The 10,283-nt window shown below is 56.7% G+C and carries 5 protein-coding genes; 1 reads left to right on the top strand and 4 read right to left on the bottom strand.

The window, feature by feature from the left end; genetic code table 11:
- Positions 1–317: 317 nt before the first annotated feature.
- The 4 genes from LKE08_RS06390 to LKE08_RS06375 form a co-directional block, all read right to left on the bottom strand.
- Entirely contained in the window at positions 318–1,475 is a 1,158-nt protein-coding gene (locus LKE08_RS06390; protein WP_324703370.1) for an ATP-binding protein, read from the bottom strand.
- Positions 1,476–2,042: 567 nt separating this feature from the next.
- Complete coding sequence (locus LKE08_RS06385) at positions 2,043–3,182, bottom strand: response regulator (RefSeq protein ID WP_324703369.1); 1,140 nt, start codon at positions 3,180–3,182, stop codon at positions 2,043–2,045.
- Positions 3,175–9,351, bottom strand: coding sequence for a PAS domain S-box protein (locus LKE08_RS06380; protein ID WP_324703368.1), 6,177 nt, complete (start codon positions 9,349–9,351; stop codon positions 3,175–3,177). The genes LKE08_RS06385 and LKE08_RS06380 overlap by 8 nt, the downstream gene beginning before the upstream one ends.
- Before the next feature lie 45 nt (positions 9,352–9,396).
- Positions 9,397–9,759: an STAS/SEC14 domain-containing protein gene (locus LKE08_RS06375; protein WP_324703367.1), complete on the bottom strand. Its 363-nt coding sequence runs from the start codon at positions 9,757–9,759 to the stop codon at positions 9,397–9,399.
- Between the two features lie 194 nt (positions 9,760–9,953).
- Between LKE08_RS06375 and LKE08_RS06370 the strand changes: the two genes are divergently transcribed.
- Positions 9,954–10,214 carry a hypothetical protein gene (locus tag LKE08_RS06370; protein WP_324703366.1) on the top strand — a complete coding sequence of 87 codons (261 nt, stop codon included), beginning with the start codon at positions 9,954–9,956 and terminating at the stop codon, positions 10,212–10,214.
- Positions 10,215–10,283 lie beyond the last annotated feature (69 nt).

Below are 10,283 nucleotides of genomic sequence, written 5' to 3'. Positions count from 1 at the left end.
GTCAGTTAAGACTTAGGCTGGTCAGCTACCTAAAGGAGAGGCATGAAGCCCCGTCTCTTTAGAGCGGGGTGCTGACATTGCTATATTGGAGACTGTGGCGGCGGGCGATCGCCCCAGGGGGGGCGCGGGGGGCGCGAGACTCGGAAACTCAAACACCCCGATTCGATCGCCTTGCGGATGACGGTCGATAACCGATGACCCGACTCTCGAAAACCGCCCGCTGCACCCTGCCATAACGGTCGATCGCATCAATTATCGCCCCCCGACAACTTCGCTGTCAATTGGGTTCTTGCAGATACCCAATTTCGTCACAAATCTCAATTTATATCCGGGTCGAACTCCGGATTTTTGGGGATACTGAAATAAAACTTACTCCCCACTCCGACCTCGGATTCTACCCAGATTTTACCGCCGTAGCTTTCGACAATTTTTTGGCAAATAGAAAGGCCGATTCCCGTCCCCGGATACTGTTGGTTGGCGTGCAGGCGGGTGAAAATTTTAAAAATACGGTCGAAGTCTGTTTCCGGAATGCCGATGCCGTTGTCGGACAGGCAAAAAATCCAATCCTGCCCCGCTTCCGAGGCGGCGACGTGGATTTGGGGGGCGACGTCATCCCGGCGATATTTGAGCGCATTTCCGATCAGATTTTGAAACACCTGCCCCAGTTGAATTGGCTCGGCGATGGCGGCGGGCAAAATATCCCAACTGACGGCGGCATTTTTCGCTTCGATCTCCGGCTGCAAATCCCTCAAAACTTGCTCCAAAATCCGGTTGCAATCGGTCAACTGCAAGGGGATATCGGGGGTGTCGCAGCGGCAGTAGGTGAGCAGATCTCGAATTAGCCGCTGCATCCGAATGGAAGCCTCTACAGTCCCCTCGATATAGGTTTTTTCCCTTTCATCCCATCGATCGCCACGTTCGGCTTTAAGCAACTGAGAAAATGCGATCAAACTGGTCAAAGGTTGTTGCAGGTCGTGGGCGACGACCGATGCAAATTGTTCGAGTTCTCGATTCGATCGCGTCAGTTTTTGATTGATTTCTTCCAATTGATCGCACTGTTTCGCGAGCTGTCGCTTCTGGTTCGCGATGGCGATCTGATGGTCAATTCGCGCTAAAACCTCTTTGACATGGAAGGGTTTGGAGATGTAATCGCTGCCACCAATTTTAAAACTTTTTATCTTTTCTTCTTGGCTATTTAAAGCGCTCAAAAAAAAGACCGGTATATCTTTTGTTTGGGGCTGACTTTTCAGAAGTTGACACACCTCGTAACCGTTCAAAAACGGCATCATAATATCGAGTAAGATCAGATCTGGCGGCTCGGAAGATGCGGCGACGAGGGCTTGTTTTCCATCGATGACTCGTCGCACCTCGTAGCCATTTTGGGTCAGCATTTCAAACAAAATCTGCAAATTTTCGGGTTGATCATCGACGATCAAAATATCTCCGTTTCGGGAGGAGGAAGGTGATTCATTCATGTTTTTAATGACCAAAAAAAGAAAATAAATGGATTTAAAAATGGGAGTCCGACCGCCACAATTCCGGCGGTTGTGAAGTCATTCTGAAAAAGATCGGGCTCCCGACACCCCCAATTCTGGGGGTTCTTACTCTGTAGTTTTCACCCATCATTTCACATTGCTATATAGTGATTGGCAATTACTGAAAATTAAGCGGGTTTCAAAAAATGGGTTGAAAAAATTGAGTCTTTTGGGACGCTCTGAATCCGCCGAAACTTGTTCGACAGAGGGACCCGCGATCGCATTTTATCTAGTTCGGATCAATTGTCGGATTTAAACCCTAGTTTTTGACGCAAGTATCGCGTCCGTGTACCGACAATTTTGATGGGGAAATCAACCTTCAAATCCTGATGGGAAACGGATCTGATAACTGGTACTTTTATGTTTATCATGGAAAGCCAAAAATGTCAAGCTTATATCAAATCCGGTTGAATGCAATGCCGTTGTTTTGCATTTTTACCAACTTTTCCCACTTTTCCCACTTTTCCCACTTTTTCCGCGTTCTCATCTGTCGATCGCGGATCGTTGCTATCTATGATGTTTCTTCAATTTAAAATAAAACTTCGTCCCCAATCCGACCGTGGATTCGACCCAAATTTGACCGCCGTAGCTTTCGACAATTTTTTTGCAGATCGACAGGCCGATCCCCGTGCCGGGATACTTGTTGAAACCGTGCAGGCGAGTGAAAATTTTAAAGATGCGATCGAAGCTTTTTTCCGGGATGCCGATGCCGTTGTCCGCCACGCAAAAAAGCCAATGCCGTCCTTCTTCAGAAACGGTGATGCGGACTTGGGGGGCGACGCCATCGCGGCGATATTTGATGGCATTTCCGATCAGATTCTGAAAGACTTCTCCGAGTTGGATGGGGTCAGCCATGACGGCGGGCAAAAGGTCGGAAGTGACGGTGGCATTTGTCGCCTCGATCTCCAACCTCAAATCGCTCAAAACCTGCTCCAAAACTGGGTTGCAGTCGGTCAACTGCAAGGGGGCGGGTGGCGTGTCGCAGCCGCAGTAGGTGAGCAGATCTCGAATCAGCCGCTGCATCCGGGTGGCGGAGGTGACGATGCGATCGACGTAGGAGGCGGCTTTTTCGTCGAATTGACCTTCATATTCGATCTGGAGTAACTGGGCGAAAGCCTTCAAACTGGTGAGGGGTTGTTGGAGGTCGTGGGAGACGACGGAGGCGAACTGTTCGAGTTCCCGATTCGATCGCAATAATTTTTGATTCAACTCTTCCAATTTCCCGTACTGTTCGGCGATCTGCCGTCGCTGGCGTCCGATGGTGAGTTGATTTTCGATTCTCGCCAAAATTTCCCTCAATTCAAAGGGTTTGGAAATGTAGTCCACCCCCCCGACATCGAACCCCCTGACCTTTTCAGAGACATCCTTGAGGGCGCTCAAAAAAATCACCGGGATCTCCTTCGTCCGGGGCTGGCTTTTGAGCAACTGACAGACCTCGTAGCCGTTCAAACCGGGCATCATGATATCGAGTAAAATCAGGTCGGGCGGTTCGGAGGCGGCGGCGGTGAGGGCTTGTTTCCCGTTGATGACGCGGCGGACATCGTAGCCCTGTCCGGTCAGCATATCGAACAGAAGCCGCAAATTTTCGGGCTTGTCATCGACGACCAAAATATCTCCCTTGGGATAGACTTCTGGGGGTTCATCCATGTTTTCCGGGCTCGATCAACTCAATAATTCGGTCAAAGTAGAGGTGGTTGACGTACCAAGTCAACCCTTCTGCCAACTCGGCGCGATCGCTGGGAATCTGGGCAATTAAATCTCGCAATTTGGATTCCCGGGCGGCGAGGGCCGCTTGGTAAAACTGGGCGTTCCATTCCTCGCCCAGAGTCGCCAGGTTCGCCAGATTCAAAGTTGGGGAGAGTGATGGGGGCGCGTCAGACGGAGGAGAACCGGAGGACTCATAAATATAGTTTACTCCCAGATGATGGGCGATGCACTCCAACAGGGCGGCGGTGCGAAAGGGTTTTTCGATCAAATCGTCGCAGCCGGCGGCGAGGATCGACGATCGCCCCGACTCGAAAACGTGGGCGGTGATGGCGACGATCGCCACGGATTCGCCCCCGGGGTCTCGCCGGATCTGGCGGGTGGCTTCGTAGCCGTCCATGACAGGCATCCTCATGTCCATCAAAATCAGGTGGGGACGCCACTGTCGCCAGCAGTCCAGCGCTTCCCGGCCATTTTCAGCGGGACGGACTTCAAATCCGATGGGAACCAGGAGATCGACCAACAATTTTCGGTTGGCGGGGTTATCCTCGGCCACCAAAATGCGGGGGGTTCGTTGGTCCCGGACCAGGGCGATGGGATTTTCCGGAGTCCCCGCCTCCGGGAGGGATGCGGGAGGGTGGACTTTGAGGGAGATGTGGAAGGAGAACCGGCAGCCGCGGCCCGGATGAGAGGCGACGGCGAGGGTGCCGCCCATCAACTGCACGTACTGGCGGGCGATCGCCAGGCCCAAACCGGTGCCCTGCTGGGAGTTACGGCCCGTTTCCGTCTGGACGAAGGGCTCGAACAGGAGTTCCTGTTCTTCCGCGCCGATCCCCGGCCCGGTGTCTTCCACCTCGAAGTGAAGTTGGCCGATGCTGGGGAGCGATCGCACCCGCAGGGTGACGCGGCCGATCGCGGTAAATTTGATCCCATTATCGAGCAAATTGAGCAGGACCTGCCGCAATTTGGCTTCATCGGTTTCGACGTATTCGGGGACCCCCTCTCCCACGTCGATCTCCAACGTCAACCCCTTGGCGCCGGCCCGCAGTTGCAACATCGCGTTCAGGTGCCCGACCAGGGACCGCAGGTTGAAAACGGTTTCAGTGAGGGTGACTCGGCCGGCTTCAATTTTGGCGAGGTCAAGGATTTCGTCGATCAGGGAGAGCAGGTATTCTCCGGACTGCCGGACGATCTGGAGGGACTCCTGCTGGCGGGGGTCCAAATGGGCGTCCTGTTGCAGGAGTTGGGCGAAGCCGAGGATGGCGTTGAGGGGGGTGCGGAGTTCGTGGCTCATGTTGGCGAGAAATTGGCTCTTGGCGCGGTTGGCCGCGTCGGCGGCTTCTTTGGCCCGCTGCAGTTGGGCGAACAGTTCCGCCTGGTAGATGGCGACGCCCAACTGGCCGGCCACCTGGTTGAGCAATTTCACTTCCCCGGAGAGCCACTGGCGGGGGGCGTTTTGATACATCACCAACAGCCCCCACAGGGTTTCGCCGACGTGGACGGGTACGCTTACATAGGCTTGGATTTCCAAGTGGTGCAACAGTTGCCGGTGGGGTTCGGGGAGGGAGGTGTCTTCGAGGCGATGGACGATGACGATTTCCCCGGACTGGGGAGACGGGATGCCCGGGGTGATGTCGGGGGAGTCGGGATGGTCGGCGATCCGGGTTCGCAGGTGGGGGGCCAGCAACTCGCAGGCGATCTCGCCGCCCCAGTTGTCGTTGAAGCGGTAGATGGCGACGCGATCGCAGGTCAAGATCGCCTGTACGTCCTGGGTGGTACTCTCGAAAATCTTCTCCAAATCGAGGGTCTGGCGCATTTGTTGGATCACCTGGGCGATCGCCATTTCCCGGACTATCGTCTCCCGCAGGGCGTCCTCGGCCATGATGCGATCGTTGAGTTCCACCTGCAACTGCTGGTAGAGTTGGGCCTGCTGGATGGCGATCGCCAGTTGGGTGGCCAGTTGTTTGATCAGTTGGATTTCCCACTGTTCCCAGTAGCGGGGGACTTGGCATTGGTGGACGACCAGCAATCCCCACCAATCGTCTCCCTCACAGATGGGGACCGCCAGGCGGGATTTAGCCGGTAAGGCGATCTGGCGGTCGGAAAAGACGGCGAAAATCTCGGAGTCCGCCTTGCAGACTAGGTGGGGGTAGCCGACAAAATAGCGCGGGTCGCCCTCGGGTATGCAGGGGTCGTCCCGATACCGACAGCCGACGATCGCTTCGATGCCGGGGGCGGCGGATTCGTGGGTGACGGTGTGGCCGCCGGACTCGGAGCGCAGGATCAGCACCCGGTCTAGTTGCAGCAGCGATCGCAACTCATCGACGGTATTTTGGAGAATTTCGTCGAGGTCGAGCGATCGGCTGATGCCGAGGGTGAGTTGGTAGAGCAGGTGTTCCCGCTCGAGCTGCTGTCGCAACTGGGCTTGCGATCGCTTGCGATCGGTGATGTCCTCGGCGATGCCGGCCACCCGCACCACCTCCCCCCGCTCGTCGAAAATCGGAAAGGCGCGATCGCAGATCCAGCGCATCTCGCCGTCGGGCCGGAAAATCCGGTACTCCCGCATCGCCACCCGGCCCGCTTCCACCCGGCAAAAATGCAGGATGATGTCTTCCCGATCCTCGGGGTGCACTCCCTCCAGCCAGGAGAAGGGGTCGTCGTAGACGCTGCGGGTGCTGCGCCCCCAGATCTGTTCGTAGGCGGGGCTGACGTAAAACACCTTGTCGCCCCGGGGGCTGGTGAGCCAGAAGACGTCTTGAATGTGGTTCACCACCTGGCGGAACCGTTCCTCGCTCTCCCGCAGGGCTTCCAAAGCCTTTTGCCGCTCGGTGAGATCCCGGAAGCAGACGACGTAGAAGGGTTCCCCCCGCCACTCGGTCGAAGCCACGCTCATCTCGGCTATCACCATCCCCCGCCGGGGGTTCAAAATGCCCAACTCCGCCACGTCTCCGACGACGATGGGCAGTCCCAATTCGCGATCGACGAAGGCTTCGGGGGGGCGGCCGAACAGGTCGAGGGCGGCGGGGTTGGCGGCGCGGACGATGCCCCGGCGATCGACCATCAAAATGCCGTCGGAGATGCTGTCGAAGATGACCTGGAGGCGGGCTTCGGCTTCCTTGTGGGCGGTGACGTCCTGGGCGGCGCCGAGGATTTGGGTGGGGTGGCCGCTCTCGTGGCGGGTGAAGGGGACTTCCTGCGATCGCAGCCAGCGATAAGACCCGTTTTTGTGGCGGAGGCGGTATTCCATCTCGACCATTTCCCCGTCCGCCAATGTCGCGATGCGGTCGGGGAGGGTTTGCAATTTGGGCAAGTCGTCGGGGTGGATGTGTTCCCAGAAAAAGCGATCGCCGAGATGTTGCACCTCCTCCGGGGTGTAGCCGAGGATGTTGATGACCGAGCGGTTGACGTAGCGGTTGCGGAGGGTTTTGGCGTCGTAGACGTAGAGGAGTTGGGGGGAGGCGTTGGCGATGGTTTCGATAAACAATTTGCTCTGATAGAGTTGTTCTTCCGATCGCTTGCGATTGGTGATGTCGAGGACGGTTCCGAATAATGTCAGGACCCGCCCTTCGGGGTTGCAGATGGGGTTTCCCTTAGCCAGGACGTGCCGTTGCTCCCCGTCGGGCCGCAAAATCCGCAGTTCGAGTTCGTAGGATTGCTTTTCCGCGATCGCTTGCTCGACGGTGGTTTGCCAGCGATCGCGATCGTCGGTCGCGATCTGCTCCCGGTGTTCGGCGAAGGTGGGCGCGGGTGACTCAGGGTCGAGCCCGAAAATCCGAAAGGTCTCTTCCGACCAGAGGATTTCCCCGGTGCCCACGTCAAATTCCCAACTGCCGACGTGGGCGATTTTTTGGGCTTCGGACAGGTGTACTTTTTCCCGCATCAGGGCCCGGGCGATCTTCTGGCGATCGGTGACATCCCGGTAGGCGCTCAAAAACCACTGTTCGCCATTGACGTTGACGAGGGAGGTGGAGACGAGGAGGACTTTGCGGGTGCCGTCCTTGGCGACGATTTCGGTTTCCACCTCCCGCATTTCCAGGGCTTCTTTTGCCTCTTGGATGCCCAATTGGGCTTGCCGGTAGTCGGCCGGGTCGGGGTAGAGGCGGGCGAGAAAGTCTTGGCAGTCGTTGGCTTCTTCCCCGGTGTAGCCGGTGAGGGTCTGCATTTGGGAATTGAAAATGACGAATTCGCCGGATTTGTTGCTGAGGGTGATGCCTTCCCCCACCGTGTCGATGACCGTCAGTAGCCGTTCCGTCAGGGCCATAATTTCCGCTTCCGCCCGTTTGCGATCGCCGATATCTTCGACCACGGCGACAAAATATTGGGGGGTTTCATCCTCCCAGACCACGGACACGCTTAAATGGGCCCACACGGGGAAACCCCGGGCGTGGATGTAGCGTTTTTCGACGGTGAAGGTCTGGATTTCCCGGGCGAGGAGTCGGCGGATCAGGTCGAGGTTCCCGGGCAGGTCGTCGGGGTGGGTGAGGTCTTGAAATGTCAGTTCCGAGAGTTCTTCGACACCGTAACCCACGATGTCGGCAAATTTCTGATTCACCCGCAGGAACCGCCCCGAAGTATCCACCTGTACGATCCCCACCCCGGCCTGGGTGAAAATGCTGCGGAAAATCTCCTCACTCTGCCGACGTATGGCTTCGGCTTTTTTGCGATCGCCCATATCCCGGACGATGGAGATGATTTCACCGTCGTCGGTGGCGACGATTCGCGCTTCGTAGTGTTGCGGTTCCCGAAAGCGGCCGTTGGCGGGGAGGTCGTACTCGAACCGCTGCATCCGGCCGGTTTCGAGGGCTCCTCGGTGGGTCTGAATCAAACCTTCGGCGACGGCTTCGGGCAGGACGGCCCGGATGGTTTGGCCCAAAAATTCTTCGGGGGGCACCCAGGTGGGAAAGGTATGGGAGGGTTTGTAGTCGAGAAAGGTGCCGTCTTCGGCACAGCGGACGACCAGATCGGGGATGGCATCCAACAGGGCGCGGTTGCGGGCTTCGCTGTGGGTGAGGGCCTCCTGGACTTTTTTGCGATCGCCGATGTCGATGTCGATGCCGTCTACGATAATATCGCCGTTTTCTCTGCGGGAGAATTGGGCACGATCTTGAATCCAGATGATTTCGCCGGTGGCGGAAACCAGTCGATATTCCAAACAGGTCGTTCCGAGGGTTTCGGACATCTCGCTCACCTTCCGGACGATGCGATCGCGATCGTCGGGGTGAATCCAGGACAGGAAATCGACATCGGCCCGATCGATCATTTCTCGGGGATCGAGTCCCAAAAGCTGCCGGTAGCCCGGACTCAGGTAGGGGAACGTCACCCGCCCGTCCCCGTGGTAAATGGCGCGGTAGACGCCGCCGGGAATGTTGCTGACGACGGATTGGAGGCGATCTTCGGCCCCCTTGCGATCGCCGATATCCCGCACCGCCGCGATCAGATAATCCGGTGTTCCGTCGGGTTTTCGCACGACGGTGAGGGTCAGTTGTACCCACACCACGGAACCATCGGCGCGGAGGTAGCGCTTTTCGAGGCTTTCTCGGTCGATTTCTCCGCGGCTGAGTTGCCGCCAATAGCTTTCGGTGCGATCGCGATCGTCGGGATAGGTAATATTTTGGCAGGTTTGCCGCCGCAGTTGGTCGCGGTCATATCCGAGAATCTGACAAAATGTGTCGTTCGCCGAGAGCAATTCCCCGGTGGGGGCGACGTGGCACAGTCCCACCTCCACTTCCTCGAAAGTCCTGCGAAAGCGGTCATTGTCCCGGCCCCGTGCGACGGCCAACCCCAACCGCAGCGATCGCTCCACGATGGCCGCCGTCAGTTGACGTTTTTCCAGATAGTCCGCCGCCCCCAATTTTACCGCCGCCATCCCCTCCAATGGCGTCTCCACCAATCCGACGACGGGTTTCGGCGCGGCGCGACCGATCCAAGTTTCCAGGGAATGGCTCGAACCGTCCACCAGATACAGATCGTAGCCGGAAAGCTCGGTTTCCCCTTCCGAGACGCGATGGAGATTGACTCTGAGCAATTGCAGGGATTTGAGCAGGCGACGGAGGCGGCGATCGCACCCGTGATCTTCGGTGACGAGAAGAACGTTGACAGGCTCGGGTTTCATAGGTCAAAAGAAAACGGAAAATTAACAATTATTAATGATTAATTGTTAATTATTTTCTAGCCACGCGATCGCCGCATCTTTCTCGTCCCAAGAAAAGCACCTGACTTCAATTCCGGGGACCAGCCGGTTGCTAATATCCGCCAGACGACTCAGCCAGCCGCGATCGCAGACCACGGCTTTCCGGTTAAAATCCTTGAAATGCCCGAATGCCAACCGCAAATCTTCCCACAGGGCCTCGGGGCCGATGCCGCCCAAGTGCCGCACTTCCACGTAGACTTGCAGGGGCCCGTGCGACTTCAGCCGTTCTTCAATCAAGGTGGCGAGGTTCCTGACATCTCGCGTCTCGATTCCCCCGTCGATCTTCACTCCGACAATACTCCCGCCCGTCGGCAAAATTTCCATCGTCATCAGTCCCTCCTCCGGCACCGATTCAATCGAGTTATACGATCATTTATAGCATTTCTCAAACCGGTCAACTCCGCCGATCAATTTTTCGGGGAATCGACAATTCAATCATCAATTATCCATTATCAATTATCCATTATCAATTATCCATTATCCGTGGTATGATCAAAATAATGTTGAATTAATGCCTTCTATTGATGCCCCTGTTTTCCCAACTTCCCACGCCCGAGGTGCTGCAATGGCTCTCGGCTGGACGGTTGGCGAGTCGTTTCCACCGGGCGATCCGGCTGTGGGTGCTGCTGAGTCGCTTCTACGGGGTCGGCAGAAATTGGGCGACGGAACTTCCCCAACGGTTCAACTACGGGGCGGTCCGCGATCGCCTGTTCGCCCCCACCCACCCCAAGAGCGATCGCCTGAGTGCGGAAGAGATCACTTCCACCTGTGCGGACATCACGTAAAATCTCCGATACGTTTGGAAGCTCTGTCTCTTTAGAGCAGGGAGGAAAAACGAACGGCGGCTTTAGTCG

This window comes from Lyngbya sp. CCY1209 (genome assembly GCF_035615495.1).
Classification (GTDB): Bacteria; Cyanobacteriota; Cyanobacteriia; order Cyanobacteriales; family Microcoleaceae; genus Limnospira.
The sequence above is the reverse complement of the archived record's forward strand: the minus strand, read 5'-3'. Positions and strand labels throughout refer to the sequence as shown.

Excerpts from the sequence above, each read along its gene's own strand:
- LKE08_RS06375 (WP_324703367.1), bottom strand. The coding sequence starts at position 9,759 with ATGACGATGGAAATTTTGCCGACGGGCGGGAGTATTGTCGGAGTGAAG.
- LKE08_RS06385 (WP_324703369.1), bottom strand. The coding sequence starts at position 3,182 with ATGGATGAACCCCCAGAAGTCTATCCCAAGGGAGATATTTTGGTCGTC.
- LKE08_RS06390 (WP_324703370.1), bottom strand. The coding sequence starts at position 1,475 with ATGAATGAATCACCTTCCTCCTCCCGAAACGGAGATATTTTGATCGTC.
- LKE08_RS06380 (WP_324703368.1), bottom strand. The coding sequence starts at position 9,351 with ATGAAACCCGAGCCTGTCAACGTTCTTCTCGTCACCGAAGATCACGGG.
- LKE08_RS06370 (WP_324703366.1), top strand. The coding sequence starts at position 9,954 with ATGCCCCTGTTTTCCCAACTTCCCACGCCCGAGGTGCTGCAATGGCTC.